This window comes from Microbacterium sp. F51-2R, from assembly GCF_052180235.1.
Taxonomy (GTDB): Bacteria; Actinomycetota; Actinomycetes; order Actinomycetales; family Microbacteriaceae; genus Microbacterium.
In genome coordinates this window covers 1,356,657-1,371,564 of sequence record NZ_CP197470.1, presented here as the reverse complement: position 1 = coordinate 1,371,564, position 14,908 = coordinate 1,356,657, and the positions used below count along the sequence as shown (strand labels likewise).

The following is a 14,908-nucleotide window of genomic DNA, read 5'->3' as shown; positions in this document are numbered from 1 at the left end:
GGTATCCGCGGGCGCGACACCCGTCGCCGCGAGCCGCAGGTGCGGAGGAATCCAGCCGATCCCTCCGCATCTGCGTGTAACGTCGAAGGATGCCGAGCTACAAGATCGTCGAGGCGGCCCGGCTCCTCGGGGTGAGCGATGACACCGTCCGCCGGTGGATCGAGCAGGGGGTGCTCCCGACGACCACGGCGACGCCCGCGGAGATCCCCGGCACCGCCCTCGCGGAGCGGGCCGTCGAGCTCGCCCGCGCGGCGGCCGATCCGACCGACGTGCTCTCCAGCGCCCGCAACCGCTTCGTCGGGCTCGTGACGCGCGTGCAGACCGACGGCATCATGGCGCAGGTCGATGTGCAGGCCGGGCCGCACCGCGTGGTCTCGCTCCTGTCGGCCGAGGCCGTCGACGACCTGGGCCTGGAGGTCGGCTCGCTCGCCGTCGCCGTCGTCAAGGCGACCAACGTCATCATCGAGACGCCGCGGGGCTCGACGTGAGACGGGCCGCCGGCCTCGCCGCGCTCGCTCTCGTGGCGCTGCTCGCGACAGGCTGCGCCACGACCTCCGCGGGCTCGCCCGCGACGTCGTCGCCCCCTGCATCGCCCGCCGACACGCTCAGCGGTGACCTCACGGTCTACGCCGCGGCATCCCTCAAGACCGCCTTCGACGAGCTCGCGAGCGCGTTCGAGGCGCAGCATCCGCACGTGCGCGTCCTGCCCGTCGTCTACGACGGCTCGAGCACCCTCGCCACGCAGCTGGTCGAAGGCGCTCCCGCCGACGTCTACGCGTCGGCCGACGAGGCAAACATGGCCACGGTGACCGACGCCGGCCTCGCCGGTGATCCGAAGCTCTTCGCGACGAACACGCTCGTGATCGTGACGCCCGACGGCAACCCCGCGGGCGTGGCGGGCCTCGCCGACCTGGCCGACGAGGCCGTGAGCGTCGTCGTGTGCGCCCCCGAGGTGCCGTGCGGCGCGGCATCCCGAACCCTCCTGTCGAACGCCGGCGTGACCGTGAAGCCCGCGAGCTCCGAGCAGAACGTCACCGCCGTGCTCTCGAAGGTCGCGGCGGGCGAGGCGGATGCCGGGCTCGTGTACGCGACCGATGTGCGCGGGCGCTCCGACATCGAGGCGATCGTTCCCGAGGGGGCGGATCGCGTCGTCAACCGATATCCGATCGTCGCGATGAAGGATGCCCCGAACCCCGCCGTGGCGGCGGCATTCACCGCGTTCGTCGTCGGACCGCACGGGCAGGCGGCGCTGCGAGAACTGGGCTTCGGTGCCCCGTGAGGCGCGAGGGCGCGGGCTTCGTCCCGCAGATCCTGCTGCTGCCGGCCCTCGTCGGCCTCGCCCTTCTGGTGCTGCCGCTCGGCGCACTCGTGGCGCGCGTCGACTGGTCGACCTTGTGGGCCGACATCACCGCCCCCGAGGCGCTCTCGGCCCTCGTGCTGTCGCTCGGCACGGGGCTGACCGCGACCGCCGTGTGCGTCGTGCTCGGCGTGCCTCTCGCGCTCGTCATCGCGCGCAGCGCGCCTCGCACGGCGGGCGTGATCCGCGCGCTCGTGACCGTGCCGCTCGTGCTGCCCCCGATGGTCGGCGGCATCGCGCTGCTCTACCTGTTCGGCCGCACGAGCTGGATCGGCGGCGCGCTGGCTGAGCTCGGCATCCGTCTGCCCTTCTCGACCCCCGCTGTCGTGCTGGCGCAGACGTTCGTCGCGCTGCCCTTCCTCGTGCTCGCCGTCGAGGGGGCGCTGCGCACGAGCGGTGTGGGGTACGAGCAGACGGCGGCGTCGCTCGGGGCCGGCCGCTGGACCATCCTCCGACGCGTCACCCTGCCCCTCGCCGCTCCGGGACTCGTCGCGGGCATCGTGCTGTGCTTCGCCCGCGCTGTGGGGGAGTTCGGCGCGACCGCGCTGTTCGCCGGAAACGCGCCCGGCGTCACGCAGACCATGCCGCTGGCCATCTACACGGCGTTCAACGGCGCGGGCGTCACGCAGGGCTCCGCCGTCGCGCTCTCACTCCTCCTCCTCGTGACGTCGATCGGCGTCCTGCTCCTCGTGCGGGCGTGGCGACCGGAGACGCCGCGATGACGGGCGAGGCCCTCGACGCGCGTGTCGTCGTCGCGCGGCACGGCTTCGTGCTCGACGCGGCCGTCACTGCCGCACCCGGCGAGGTCGTCGCCGTCATGGGGCCGAGCGGGGCGGGCAAGTCGACTCTCCTCGGGGCCCTCGCCGGGCTCGTGCCGCTCCAGGAGGGGCACGTACGTCTCGGCGGGCGGGTTCTGGATGCCGCGTCCTCGCGTCACGCGCACGTGACGCCGGCCAAGCGTGGCCTCGTGCTGCTGGGGCAGGATCCTCGGCTCTTCCCCCACCTCACGGCCGTCGAGAACGTCGCCTTCGGGCTCCTCGCGCGCCGGGTCGGTCGCGCCGCGGCACGCGCCGAGGCCGAGGACTGGCTCGCGCGGGTCGGTCTCGCCGGAACGGGGGATCGCAGGCCCGCGCAGCTCTCCGGAGGACAGCAGCAGCGCGTGGCGATCGCGCGCGCCCTCGCGACGGCCCCGTCGGCGCTGCTGCTCGACGAGCCGCTCACGTCGCTCGACACCGAGACAGCGGCCGACATCCGCCAGATGATCCGCGATCAGCTCGTCGCGACGCGGACGACCGCTGTCGTCGCGACGCACGACGCCGTCGACTCCGTCTCGCTCGCCGACCGCCTGGTCGTCGTCGAAGCGGGCCGGGTCACGCAGGCCGGACCCGTGCGCGACGTGCTCGCGGCGCCCGCATCGCGCTTCGTCGCGGCGGTGTCGGGGCTCAACCGGGTCGTGGGCTCGGTGGATTCCGGCGGCTGGCGCAGCGGAGGGCTCCACCTCGACATCGGGCGGCCCGACGTCGGTCGCCTCGACATCGATCGCCTCGACATCGGTCGCGTCGACATCGGTCGCCTCGGGCTCGGTCGCCTGGGGCCCGGGCGCGAGGGCGGTGGCGTGGGCGTAGGCGACGGGCAGCGGCGCGACGGCGCGGACCGAGGCGGTGGCGCGGTGCCGGGCGGGGACGGTGGCGTGGTGCCGGGCGGCGTTGGCGAGCTGGATCGTGGCGGGGAGCCGGGCGGCGGTGCGACCCTGGCCGCCGTGTTCGCGCCGGGGGTCGTGCATCTCGAACGGGGTGAAGAGGCCGCGGCCTGGACCGCTGCGCGGGCCGAGGCATCCGTCCCCACCGGGGCTCGACGGGGAGAGTGGAGCGCCCGCGTCGTGCGGCTGGAGCAGACTCCCGCAGGCGTGCGGGTGCGCACGGCTGACCCCGAGGTCTCGGTCGACCTTCCGGCCGATCGCGCTGTCGAGGCGGGCCTCGCCCCGGGCGTCGCGGTGCGGCTGCGGGTCGACGCCGGCGACGTGCGCTTCATCTCCGCCTGACCGGCGCTTCGCCGCGGCTTCGCGCCCCGCGCGGCCCCGCCTCGACCGGCAACCCCTCCCCGCCCTGCGACTCCTGTCAGGACCCGCGCCCGTGCCGAATTCAGGATGCGCGGCGCGGCGGGTGCCGCCACGCCGCGGAATTCCGGGGGAGCCGCGCCGGCGGCGCGCGTTTGGTCCTGAGTACGGTACGGCGACGCCCGCCCAGGCCCCGGGTCGGCGGCCACTCCCTGCGCCGCCCCGTGCCGACCGGCAACCCCCGGCCCAGCGACCCCGGACCGGCAACCCCGGCCCCGCGACCCCGGTGGGCGCCCCGCCCCGTGCCGAATTCAGGATGAGCGGCGTGGCCTAAGCCGCCGCGCCGCGGAATTCCGGGGCAGCCACGCCGGCGGCGCGCATTCGGTCCTGAGTACGGTACGGCGGCCGGCCGTAAACTCGGCGGGTGCCCCGCATCCGACCCTTCCAGCACGGCGACGAGCCGGCGCTCGCCGAGATCTGCCTGAAGACCGCGGACGACGGCCGCGACGCCACCGGAGTCCTCGACGACGACCGGATCTGGGCCGAGATCTTCGTGCTGCCGTACGTCGCGCGGCACCCCGATCTCGCCTTCGTCGTCGAGACCGACGACACGCGCGTCGCCGGCTACATCGTCTGCGCCCCCGACACGCGGTCGTTCGAGGACTGGTTCGCGGCCGAGTGGTGGCCGCGCTTCGCTGAGCGCTGGCCCGAGCCGGCGGCCGAGGTCTCGCGCCAGGACGGCATCCTGCGGTACGCGTACGGCCGTCGCGCGGGCGCAGAGCCCTACGGCGACGACTACCCCGCGCACCTGCACATCGACCTGCTGCCCGAGCTGCAGGGGCAGGGCTGGGGCCGCCGCCTCATCGACACGCTCGTCGAGGCGCTCCGCGCGCGCCGCGTCACCGGCCTGCACCTCGGGGCCTCGGTCGGCAACGCCGGCGCGCTCGCCTTCTACCCGCGCCTCGGCTTCGCGCCCCTGCCCTCCCACGAGGGCGTGCAGGCGTTCGGCCTCGACCTCTAGCTGTCCACGAGTTCGCGCACGCTTCGCCGCTCCACGAGCGGCGGCGTCTCGGCTCCGCCAACGAGCCGATCGTCGAGTTTGGTCGCGCCGTCGTCGATCCAGCCGTGACGACGGTAGAAGGATGCCGCGCGCTCGTTGCCGTCGAGATACCAGAGGTGGGCGCGGCGGAACCCCGCGCTGCGCAGGAACCGTTCAGCCTCGACCAGGAGGGCGTGGCCCACGCCCGTCGACCAGTGCGCCGGCAGCGCGTAAAGGGCGTAGACCTCGCCCCAGCCGTCGGTCTCGGCATCCCGTGACGGCCCCACGGCGGCCCACCCGACCTGCTCGCCGTCGACGTCGGCGATGAGTTCGGCGCTCTGCGGGTCGGCGTGCCGCGCATCCCAGTGCACGGTGCGGCGCTCGGTCTCGCGGTCGACGTCGAACCGGTCCATCACGTCGTCCGGAATGAGCCCGCGATACGCGGCACGCCAGGTCTGGATGCGGATCGTCGCGATCGCCCGGGCATCCTCGATCTTCGCGGGACGCACGACGACACCGTTCATGCCACGACGCTACCCGCGTCAGCGCGCGATCCGGCCGCCGTCCAGGCGCACGACGCGATCGACGAGCGCGTCCGGCACCGCGATGTGCGAGATGAGCACGACCGCCTGGTCGGGGCCGACTGCCGAGAGCAGGTCGGTCAGCAGGGCATCGGATGCCTCGGGGTCGACCCCCGCCGTGGGCTCGTCGAGCACCAGCACCGGGAAGCCGCGCAGCAGCGCCCGGGCCAGCGCGATGCGCTGCGCCTGGCCGCCCGAGACGAGGGCGCCGCGCTCGCCGACGCGGGCGTCGAGGCCGCCGCGCTCGCGCAGCCACGGACCGAGGCCGACGCGCTCGAGTGCCGCTTGGAGTTCGGCGTCGGTCGCGGTGTCACGGGCGAAGAGGAGGTTCTGCCGGATGTCCTCGTCGAAGAGCATCGGATGCTGTTCGCACAGGCCGACCGCGAGGCGCACATCGTCGCCCGCGAGGTCGTGCACCGATCGGCCTCCGATCGTGTAGCCGCCGTCGACCTCGAGGAACCGCACGAGCGCGTGCGCGAGCGTCGTCTTGCCCGCGCCGCTCGACCCGACCACGAGAAGGCGCTCGCCGGGTCGCACGTCCAGGTCGATGTCGGCGAGCGACGCGGCGGAGGTCCCGGGCCACCGCGCCGAGACGCCGCGGAGCCGCAGGCCCTCGCCGAGCGCCGGGGGCTCGCCCGTCGCGGGCACCGTCTCGTCGACGAGGCCGCCGGGCAGCTCGGCGGGAAGCGCTCCCGCGATACGATCCGCCGACGCCCGCACCTGGCGCCACGACGAGGCGGCCATGGGCACCGCGGCGAAGACCTCGAAGACGGCCATCGGCACGAGCACGGCGACGCCGAGCGCCGGCGCCGACAGGCCGCCGCCGAAGAGCCCTGGGGCCGACACGGCGACCGCGGCGATCGACGCCGCGCCGGCGAGGAGCGAGACGACGGCCGCCGTCGCCGCCTGCGCACCGCTTCGGCGGACGACGGCGCGGCGGAGCGCGGCATCCGCCGTCTGTATCCGCCCGCGGCTCTCGGCCTCGGCGCCGTAGGCCAGGAGCACGTCGAGGCTTCCGAGATGGTCGACGATCGCGTCGGCGAGGCGCGAGCGCAGCGGAGCGACGGAGCGCTCCGCCCGGGCGCCCGCGGCCCAGCCCCAGCCGATCGCGGCGACCGCGGCGACCGCGAGGCACCCGAGGAGGGTCAGCGCCGCCGGCCACCACACGAAGGCGACGAGCACGACGGCGCCGATCGCGACGGCCGCCGAGGCGAGGAGGGGCTGGACGACGCGGAGGGGGAGGTTCTGCAGGTCGTCGACGTCGTCGACGAGCGCGGCGAGCACCGAGCCGCGGCGCGACCGTGTCAGCCCGTCGGGGGCGAGCGGGATCAGCCGCCGGACGAGCGTCGTGCGGGTCGCCGCGAGTTGGCGCAGCGCCGCGTCGTGGCTCGTCAGCCGATCGGTGTACCGGAAGACCGCGCGCGTGATGGCGAACAGTCGCACGCCCACGACTGCGGCCGTGATGTACATCACGAGCGGCTGCTCGGCGGCACGAACGATGAGCCACGCGCTCACGGCGAGGAGCGCGACGGCGGACGCCTCGGAGAGGAAGGCGGATGCCGCGCCCGGCCAGAACCGCGCGGCCGGAGGCATCGCGCCGCGCAGCACCTCTCCGGGGCTCGCGGCGGGCGGGGTCGTCGTCTCGAGGGGCGTCGTCATGCCGGCACCTCGCTCGGCTCGAGGCGGACGATGCCGTCTGCGATCTCCCGCGCCGACACCCGGTGCGACACGAGGAGCACCGTGGCGCCGGCGTCGGCGAGCGCGCGGACCGACCCCCAGAGGCGCCTTTCCGTCACGCCGTCCAGGGCGGAGCTCGGCTCGTCGAGGACGATGACGGGAGCCCGGCCGCGCAGGTGGCGGTAGAACGCGCGGGCGACCGCGACCCGTTGCGCCTGCCCGCCGGAGAGGCCGGCGCCCTGCACGCCGAGCTCCGCATCCGGGTCGAGGCCACCCGCGCAGGCGAGTTCGAGGGCCCGGCGGATCGTCGGCCGGTCGGGTTCGGCGTCGCCGAGTGAGATGTTCGCGCCGATCGTCCCCGCGACCAGCCCGGGCTGCTGCCCCGCCCACGCGAGCCACGCCGAGGGAGGAAGGTCGCGGATGTCGCGGCCGCCGTAGGTCGCGGTGCCGGCGTACTCGGCCGCGCCGCGGAGCGCGGCGAACACGCTGGTCTTGCCGGCACCGCTCGGCCCTTCCAGCAGCACGACCTCGCCGTGGCGGGCGACGAGGTGGACGGGCGGCAGGAGGGTTTCGCCTCGCCGCACCCGCACGCTGTCGAGGGTCAGCGGGCCGGCGTCGGGCGACGGCCCTGCTCCGGTCCCCGAGCGAGCGGAGCGGGAGGAGGGCACGACCTCGGGCCCCCGGGCGCGTCGCGCCGCGGCATCCAGCACCGCGAACACGTCATCGGTCGCCGCGATCCCCTCGGCCGCCGCGTGGAACTGCACGCCGACCTGTCGCATCGGCAGATAGGCCTCGGGCGCCAGGAGCAGCACGAACAGACCCACCATCAGCGCGAGCGATCCGTCGAGCAGTCGGAAGCCGATCGAGACGGCGACGATCGCGACCGAGATGGAGGCGAGGAACTCCAGCGCGAAGCCCGAGAGGAACGAGACGCGCAGCACCTTCATCGTCTCCTCGCGATAGCGCTCGGTGACGGCGGTGATGGATGCCGCGGCGCGGTGCTGCCGTCCGAAGACCTTGAGGGTCGAAAGCCCCTGCACGGTGTCGGAGAAACGTGCGGCGAGATGGTGGAGGGTCTTCCACTGCCGCTGCTGGACGCTGCGCGTCGCGAGGCCGATGAGCACCATGAAGAGCGGGATGAGGGGGAGGGTCAGAAGCACGGTGAGGCCCGAGATCCAGTCCTGCCCCCACATGACGGCGATGAGGACCGGCGTCGCGATGACCGTCTGCACGAGCTGCGGGAGGTAGCGGCCGAAGTACGCCTCGAGCGCCGCGAGCCCGCGCCCCGCCGTGACCGCGAGCTGCGCCGAGTTGTGGCGGCCGACCCACTCCGGCCCGAGGACCCCGACGGCTTCCACGAGGCTGTCGCGCAGCTGCGACTCCACGCGGGCCGCCGCTCGGGCCGCCACGCTCTCGCGGGCCCAGAGCAACAGGGCGCGTGCGGCCACGACGGCCCCGAGCAGCCCGAGCGTCGGTGCGAGGTCGGGCAGCGGCATCCCGTCCACTGCACCGACGATCGCGGAGGTGAGAAGCCACGCGAACGCGACGATCACCGCCGTCTGACCGACCGCGATGGCGGCGATCGCGGCGAAGAAGCCTCTCGACGCGCTCGCGTATCTCAGCAGCCGCGGGTCGACCGGTGGCGTGCGCGTGCGTGGGGATGCGGGCACGTGTCGTCAGTGCGCGACCGCGGCGGCGCGTTCGATGTGGCTGCGCGAGACGCGCTTGCGGAAGATCCAGTACGTCCAGCCCTGGTAGAGCAGGACGAGCGGAAGGAAGATGAGCGCCGCCCAGCTCATGATCGTGAGCGTGTAGTCGGTGCTCGAGGCGTTCTCGATCGTGAGGCTGTTCGCGGGGTCGGTCGCCACGATGACGTTCGGGAAAAGCGCGAACCACAGCGCCAGCACGGCCGTCACGATGGTCGCGGCGCCGAGGCCGAAGGCCCAGCCTTCCCGATCACGCGCATTCGCGGCGATCGATGCGATGAGCGCCACGGCCGCGACGGCCGACAGCAGCACGACGAGCCACACCGCGGGGGCGCCGGCCGAGAAGGCGTTGAGGATCGTCCACACGAGGAAGACGGCAGCCACGACGACAGTCAGGATGCCGCTGCGCCGCGCCAGCACGCGGGCATCGGCGTGCACCTGCCCATCGGTCTTCAGCGCGACGAAGTACACACCGTGCGTGAAGAACAGCAGGAGCGTCGTGAGCCCGCCGATGAGCGCGTACGGGTTGAGGAGCGTCAGCAGCGACCCCATGAACTCGTGGTCGGCGTCCAGCGGCACGCCGTGCACGATGTTGGCGACGGCGACGCCCCACAGGAAGGCCGGCGCGGCGGAGCCGATCACGATCATGCGGTCGAAGCCGCGCTTCCACCGCAGGCTGTCGCGCTGGTGGCGGTACTCGAACGACACGCCGCGCAGGATGAGCGCCAGCAGGATCAGCAGCAGCGCGAGGTAGAAGCCGCTGAAGAGCGTCGCATACCACTCCGGGAATGCGGCGAACAGGCACGCGCCGGCGACGATGATCCACGTCTCGTTGAGGTCCCACACGGGGCCGATCGTGTTGATGATCTGGCGGCGGCTGACGTCGTCCTTGCCGAGGAAGGGGAGCGACATGCCGACGCCGAAGTCGAAGCCGTCGAGCACGAAGTAGCCGACGAAGAGGAAGCCGACGATGAAGAACCAGAGGTATGCGAGATCCATGGCGGGCTCCTCCTAATACACCGTGGTCGGCGTCTCGTGGAGCGCCAGTTCGGATGGATGGGGGTCGTCGGGGCCGGGCAGGGGATCGGGCCCCTTCTTCGCGGTCTTGATGATGAGTCCGATCTCGACGACCGCGAGGGCCGCGTAGATGAGGGTGAACGAGACGAGCGAGATGAGCACGGTCCACCCGGGCACGCTCGGTGAGACGCCGTCCTGCGTGAGCATGAGGCCGAACACGATCCACGGCTGACGGCCCATCTCGGTGAAGACCCAGCCCACGAGGATGGCGAAGAGCGAGGCGGGCCACGCCCAGATCGCGAGCTTCCACGCCCACTGCGGCACGTCGCGCTTGGCGCGCTTGCGGGTGAGCCACAGGCCGACGACGGCGGTCAGCGCCGCGATGCCCCCGAGCCCGATCATCCAGCGGAACGACCAGTACGTGACCCACAGGACGGGGGCGAAGCTTCCGCCCACCTGGTCGGCGAACTGCGGGAACATCTGCGTCGTGTAGTCGGCGTTGAGGTCGTTGATCCCCTCGACGCAGCCGTCGAGCGAGTGGGTCGACAGGAGCGCGAGAAGGTACGGCACGCGGATCGAGAACAGTTCGCTCGTGCCGTCGGGAGTGCCGAGTGTGAAGATCGAGAACGAGGCATCCGCCCCGCACGCGCTGTTGAACATCGCCTCGGCGGCCGCCATCTTCATCGGCTGCGTCGAGACCATGACGAGTCCGAGCTGATCGCCCGACAGCGCGACGCCGGCGAACGCGACGATCATGCCCCACAGGCCGTACTTGAGAGACGACCGCATCATCTCGACGTTCTGCCGACGCGCCAGCTGCCATGCCGAGATCGAGATGATGACCCCCGCCGTCATCATGAAGGCCGCGAAGAGCGTGTGCGGGAGGGCCGCGAGTGCGACGGGGTTGGTCAGGACGGCGAAGAAGTCCGTCATCTCGGCACGCGTGCCGTCCTGCGACATCTGGTACCCGACCGGGTTCTGCATGAACGCGTTCGCCGCGAGGATGAAGTAGGCCGAGAACCACGCGCCGATCGTCGCGATCCAGATGCTGGCGAGGTGGAGACCCTTGGGGAGCTTGTCCCACCCGAAGATCCACAGGCCGATGAAGGTCGCCTCGAAGAAGAACGCCATGAGGCCCTCGAAGGCCAGCGGCGCCCCGAAGACATCGCCGACGAAGCGGGAGTACGACGACCAGTTCATCCCGAACTGGAACTCCTGCACGATGCCCGTCACGACGCCCATCGCGAAGTTGATGAGGAAGATCTTGCCGAAGAAGCGCGTGAGGTGGAGCCACTTCACGTTGCCCGTGCGGAACCACGCCGTCTGGAAGATCGAGACGGTCAGCGCCATCCCCAGAGTGAGGGGGACGAACAGGAAGTGGTACAGGGTCGTGAGGCCGAACTGCCAGCGGGCGAGCAGCAGCGGATCGAGCCAATCCATGGGATTTCCTCCAGGTCACGGGCGACTTGCGGCCCACGGTACACAGGAAAGACGCCGCCCGCCGGGTCGGAGGGCCCGAATAGTTCGACGTCGAGACATGTGGTCTGACCATACGGGCCTGCCACACGCGACTAACCTGGGGAAGACGACGGGAGGTGCCCGGTGACGACGATTCCGGTGACCATCGGTCTGTCGCGCCCGCGTGACATCGCCGACGCCGCTGCGCTCGGTCGCCCGGGCGATCCGCTGGTCGATCGATACGGGCGTGTCCACCGCGATCTGCGCATCTCGCTCACCGACCGGTGCTCACTGCGCTGCACGTACTGCATGCCCGAGCAGGGCAACGAGTGGCTGGCCAAGTCGAGCCTGCTCACGCTCGACGAGATCGTCCGCATCGCCCGCGTGGCCGCCGCCGACGGCGTCACGACGTTCCGCCTCACGGGCGGCGAGCCGCTCCTGCGTCCCGACATCGTCGAGGTCGTCCGACGACTGGGTGAGATCGAGGGGCCCGACGGGCGACCGGTCGAGCTCGCGATGACGACGAACGGGATCCGCCTGCCCGAGTTCCTCCCCGGCCTTGCGGCGGCGGGCCTCCGGCGGCTCAACATCTCGATCGACACTCTGCGGCGCGACCGCTTCCGCGACCTGACCCGGCGGGACCGCCTCGACGACGTGCTCTCCGGGATCGCGGCGGCCGCGGCATCCGGTCTTCGTCCTCTCAAGCTCAATGCGGTCGCGATGCGCGACGTCAACGACGACGAGCTCGTCGACCTCGTCGAGTTCGCCGTCGCGCACGACGCGGAGCTGCGCTTCATCGAGCAGATGCCGCTGGACGCGGGGCACACGTGGGATCGCTCGCGCATGGTGACGCGCGACGAGATCCTCTCGACGCTCTCGTCGAGGTGGGAGCTCACCCCCGTGCCCGGTCGCGGCGGAGCTCCCGCCGAGCGCTGGCTGCTCGACGGCGGTCCGCGGACCGTGGGCGTCATCGCCTCGGTCACGGCCCCGTTCTGCGGCGATTGCGACCGCCTTCGCCTCACCGCCGACGGGCAGCTGCGCAACTGCCTCTTCTCGACGACGGAGTACGACCTGCTGCCGATCATGCGGGCCGGTGGCGACGGGGTCGATGACGGCATCGATCGGATGCTGCGGTCCTGCGTCGACGGCAAGCTCCCCGGTCACGCGATCAACGACCCCGGGTTCCTCCAGCCCGCCCGCGGCATGAACGCCATCGGGGGCTGAGGGCGCGAGCTGGGAGCGCGGCGCGCTGTGCTCGGCGCCACGGCGCGGTGCTGCGGCGTCGCGCCTGCGCACCGCGGTCAGCGGCCCCGCTTCTGAACAACGGAACGCCGGGCCCCGGGCTCCGGGCGGGGCATACCCTGGAAGTCATGGGACGGATCACGGCGCGCAAGCCGGTCGTGAAGATCACGATCGGCGTCGGCCAGACGCGCCGGCCCGACACGCTCGCGGTCGAGGAGCCCCTCGAGATCCGCGTCGCCGGCACGCCGCTGGTCGTGACGATGCGCACGCCGGGCCACGATGTCGAGCTCGCGGCGGGCTTCCTCGTGTCGGAGGGCGTCATCTCGTCGGGCGAGCACTTCCGCTCCGCGATCCACTGCGGCGGCCCCGGAACGGGCGGACCGCTGGCCGGCACCACCGAGAACACGTACAACGTTCTCGACGTCGCGCTCGCCGCGGGCGTGCCGCTGCCCTCGCCGGATCTCGCCCGCAACTTCTACACGACGAGCTCGTGCGGGCTGTGCGGCAAAGCCTCCATCGAGGCCGTCGAGACGGTGTCGGTGTACGACGTCGCCGCGGACGAAACGGCGATCGACGCCGAGGCCCTCGCCCGTCTCCCCGATCTCCTGCGGGCTCGGCAGGAGGTCTTCGACAAGACCGGCGGACTCCACGCCGCGGCGCTGTTCGATGCCGTCACCGGCGAGCTGCTCGTGCTCCGGGAGGATGTCGGACGCCACAACGCGGTCGACAAGGTCATCGGCTGGGCCGTGCTCGAGAACCGGCTGCCGCTGCGCGGCACGGTGCTCCAGGTTTCGGGGCGCGCGAGCTTCGAACTCGTCCAGAAGGCCGTCATGGCGGGCATCCCGATCCTCGCGGCCGTGTCGGCGCCGTCGTCCCTCGCGGTCGACCTCGCCGAGGCATCCGGGCTCACCCTCGTCGGGTTCCTCCGCGGCGCCTCGATGAACGTCTACTCGCGCGCCGACCGCGTGCGCGTGCCGGCCCCCGTCACGGCCTGATCCGCGCGCGCGAGGCTGCCCGCCGGACGGGCGCCGCAGACGCGCGTCGGGTCAGAAGACGAAGGTCTGGCCGACGATGAGGATCGCGATGACGAAGACGCCGATGATGCCGCCGACGATCGCGAGCGTGCGACCCGAGAGCTTCGCGACCGAGAAGCCGACGAGGAACGGCAGCGCCACGAGCATGAGCGTCACGAGCCACCAGAAGGCGACGTAGCCGCCCTGCGACGCGTCCGACAGGCGCCCCGCGAACAGCTGCTGCGTGTTCGGGTGGGTCGCGAACGAGAACGCGGCCGACAGCGGGATCGCGATGAACGCGGCGACGATGATGCCCGACAGGTACCCCCACAGGACGGTCTTGCTCCCGAGGTCGTCGTCTTCGGCCATCGTCGTGGCGGGGCGGCGGTTGCTCTTGGTGGCCATGAGCATGACTCTAGCGATGCCCACGAGACCGCAATGGCTCCGTTTCGTCCTGCGCGGGTGAGCAGACGGCGACGGATGCCGCGGCATCCGTCGCCCGCACGGGGGTGGGCAACGGGTTCCGTCCGGCCCGACCGTGTCCTCGCTCGCTCCGGCCCCTCGCTCCCTCTGGCCCTCGCTCCGCGCCCCGCTCCCGCTCTCCCGCCTGCCGCCCCGGACCCAATGCAGGATGAGAGCCGCGCGTGCGCGGAAAAGCCCGGCGTGTCGGCGCGTCGACGACCGCTCATCCTGCGTTCGGTACGCGGCGGCGGGTTGCCCGGCGGGTGAGCAGCGGGTGAGCAGGCGGTGACGGATGCCGCGGCATCCGTCACCCTCCCCGACGCGTGCATCCGCGGGGCCGGAGATTCGGCCCTGCCCGCCGGTGCGCGAGGCCGGCCGCACCCGCAATCGGGGACGCGGGTGGCTGGATCGGGCCCGACTTGGCAGCCATACGCGTCCCCGAAGTGGGGGCGCTGGAGATCGGGGACGCGGGTGGCGGGATCGGGCCCGGTTCGGCAGCCACAGGCGTCCCCGAAGTGCCCCACACGGCCCGGCCGGGGTTGTCGCGGTCGGTGGGTTCACGGGCATGGATGTTGTCGTGAACGACCAATTCGCGTGAATCGATACAGGACTACCGTCGAGAGCGGATCGCGTCGAGGGCGTGTGCGCCTATGCGGAGTCCGAAGGGGATGGGGAGATGTTCGAGTGCACGACGTGCGGCCGTGAGTACGCGTCGCGCCTGGAAGCGGCCCTGTGCGCCGATGCGGACACGTGGGAGTCGGAAGATCGTCTCGTCGGCGTCATCGTCCGGTCGATCGACTGATCCGCGCCTAGACGAACGGGAGCCGACGGCACCCCGTGCGGTGTCGTCGGCTCCGGTCCGGCGATCCGTCCGCCGTACGCATCTGAAAGAGCGTGTGCGTCATCCCGCGCGGTTCCTCAAGTGGTCGCCACGGCGGCGGACGGATCGAAGCGTGTGGTGTCAGAGATCCTCGGGCGCGAGATCGCCCTGGCCCTCCTCGCCGAGTTCGGCGTAGATGGGATCCTGACCCTGCGTGTCGGGCATGTACTCGTCCTCGCCCTGCACGCGCGGGACGCTGCCCATGTGCGGCTGGTCGGAGTACTCGTCGGGGTCGGGGTCGACCACGACGGGCTCGGACGCATCGGCCGCGAAGCCGTCGGGCGTCTCCGCCTCGTCGGGGGTGTCCGCGTCGTCGGTGGTCTCCGCGTCGGCGAGGTCTTCCTCGTCGACACCGAGCGAGTCGGTGCGTGAAGTGGCCTCGAAGTCCGGGGTGGACATGTCGTTCCCTTCGTGTCGTGG

The 14,908-nt window shown here is 72.3% G+C and carries 15 protein-coding genes; 8 read left to right on the top strand and 7 right to left on the bottom strand.

Annotated elements, in window-relative coordinates; translation table 11 throughout:
* Positions 1 to 89 precede the first annotated feature (89 nt).
* From ACSBPH_RS06255 to ACSBPH_RS06235, 5 genes are all read left to right on the top strand, one after another.
* The gene (locus tag ACSBPH_RS06255; RefSeq protein ID WP_442576733.1) at positions 90 to 488 is read left to right on the top strand and encodes a TOBE domain-containing protein; all 399 of its coding nucleotides are present in this window, start codon (positions 90 to 92) and stop codon (positions 486 to 488) included.
* Positions 485 to 1,279 (top strand): molybdate ABC transporter substrate-binding protein, encoded by a 795-nt coding sequence (gene modA / locus ACSBPH_RS06250; RefSeq protein WP_442576732.1) that lies wholly within the window; start codon positions 485 to 487, stop codon positions 1,277 to 1,279. Before ACSBPH_RS06255 ends, modA begins: the two co-directional genes overlap by 4 nt.
* Complete coding sequence (locus tag ACSBPH_RS06245) at positions 1,276 to 2,079, top strand: ABC transporter permease (RefSeq protein ID WP_442576731.1); 804 nt, start codon at positions 1,276 to 1,278, stop codon at positions 2,077 to 2,079. The genes modA and ACSBPH_RS06245 overlap by 4 nt, the downstream gene beginning before the upstream one ends.
* Positions 2,055 to 3,398 carry an ABC transporter ATP-binding protein gene (locus tag ACSBPH_RS06240; protein ID WP_442576730.1) on the top strand — a complete coding sequence of 448 codons (1,344 nt, stop codon included), beginning with the start codon at positions 2,055 to 2,057 and terminating at the stop codon, positions 3,396 to 3,398. The genes ACSBPH_RS06245 and ACSBPH_RS06240 overlap by 25 nt, the downstream gene beginning before the upstream one ends.
* A 439-nt stretch (positions 3,399 to 3,837) precedes the next feature.
* Positions 3,838 to 4,434, top strand: coding sequence for a GNAT family N-acetyltransferase (locus tag ACSBPH_RS06235; protein WP_442576729.1), 597 nt, complete (start codon positions 3,838 to 3,840; stop codon positions 4,432 to 4,434).
* Here ACSBPH_RS06235 and ACSBPH_RS06230 read toward each other — a convergent pair.
* The 5 genes from ACSBPH_RS06230 to ACSBPH_RS06210 are packed head-to-tail and all read right to left on the bottom strand — an operon-like array spanning position 4,431 to position 10,873.
* Entirely contained in the window at positions 4,431 to 4,976 is a 546-nt protein-coding gene (locus ACSBPH_RS06230) for a GNAT family N-acetyltransferase (protein ID WP_442576728.1), read from the bottom strand. The genes ACSBPH_RS06235 and ACSBPH_RS06230 overlap by 4 nt on opposite strands.
* 18 nt (positions 4,977 to 4,994) lie before the next feature.
* On the bottom strand, positions 4,995 to 6,692 hold the full coding sequence (gene cydC / locus ACSBPH_RS06225; protein ID WP_442576727.1) for a thiol reductant ABC exporter subunit CydC: 1,698 nt from the start codon (positions 6,690 to 6,692) through the stop codon (positions 4,995 to 4,997).
* Positions 6,689 to 8,380: a thiol reductant ABC exporter subunit CydD gene (gene cydD / locus ACSBPH_RS06220; protein WP_442576726.1), complete on the bottom strand. Its 1,692-nt coding sequence runs from the start codon at positions 8,378 to 8,380 to the stop codon at positions 6,689 to 6,691. The genes cydC and cydD overlap by 4 nt, the downstream gene beginning before the upstream one ends.
* Before the next feature lie 6 nt (positions 8,381 to 8,386).
* Positions 8,387 to 9,415: a cytochrome d ubiquinol oxidase subunit II gene (gene cydB, locus ACSBPH_RS06215; protein ID WP_442576725.1), complete on the bottom strand. Its 1,029-nt coding sequence runs from the start codon at positions 9,413 to 9,415 to the stop codon at positions 8,387 to 8,389.
* A 12-nt stretch (positions 9,416 to 9,427) separates the two neighbouring features.
* Positions 9,428 to 10,873, bottom strand: coding sequence for a cytochrome ubiquinol oxidase subunit I (locus ACSBPH_RS06210; RefSeq protein ID WP_442576724.1), 1,446 nt, complete (start codon positions 10,871 to 10,873; stop codon positions 9,428 to 9,430).
* A 162-nt stretch (positions 10,874 to 11,035) separates the two neighbouring features.
* Here ACSBPH_RS06210 and moaA point away from each other — a divergent pair, with 162 nt between their 5' ends.
* Both moaA and fdhD read left to right on the top strand, forming a co-directional pair.
* Positions 11,036 to 12,115 carry a GTP 3',8-cyclase MoaA gene (gene moaA / locus ACSBPH_RS06205; protein WP_442576723.1) on the top strand — a complete coding sequence of 360 codons (1,080 nt, stop codon included), beginning with the start codon at positions 11,036 to 11,038 and terminating at the stop codon, positions 12,113 to 12,115.
* Between the two features lie 146 nt (positions 12,116 to 12,261).
* The gene (fdhD, locus tag ACSBPH_RS06200; RefSeq protein ID WP_442576722.1) at positions 12,262 to 13,128 is read left to right on the top strand and encodes a formate dehydrogenase accessory sulfurtransferase FdhD; all 867 of its coding nucleotides are present in this window, start codon (positions 12,262 to 12,264) and stop codon (positions 13,126 to 13,128) included.
* Between the two features lie 51 nt (positions 13,129 to 13,179).
* Here the strand turns inward: fdhD and ACSBPH_RS06195 are convergent, their stop codons facing one another.
* Positions 13,180 to 13,551, bottom strand: a complete 372-nt coding sequence (locus ACSBPH_RS06195) for a hypothetical protein (protein ID WP_442576721.1) — start codon at positions 13,549 to 13,551, stop codon at positions 13,180 to 13,182.
* 733 nt (positions 13,552 to 14,284) lie between these two features.
* Between ACSBPH_RS06195 and ACSBPH_RS06190 the strand changes: the two genes are divergently transcribed.
* Positions 14,285 to 14,410, top strand: coding sequence for a hypothetical protein (locus ACSBPH_RS06190; protein WP_442576720.1), 126 nt, complete (start codon positions 14,285 to 14,287; stop codon positions 14,408 to 14,410).
* Between the two features lie 159 nt (positions 14,411 to 14,569).
* Here ACSBPH_RS06190 and ACSBPH_RS06185 read toward each other — a convergent pair whose 3' ends face one another.
* Complete coding sequence (locus ACSBPH_RS06185; protein WP_442576719.1) at positions 14,570 to 14,887, bottom strand: sugar ABC transporter ATPase; 318 nt, start codon at positions 14,885 to 14,887, stop codon at positions 14,570 to 14,572.
* Between the last annotated feature and the right edge of the window lie 21 nt (positions 14,888 to 14,908).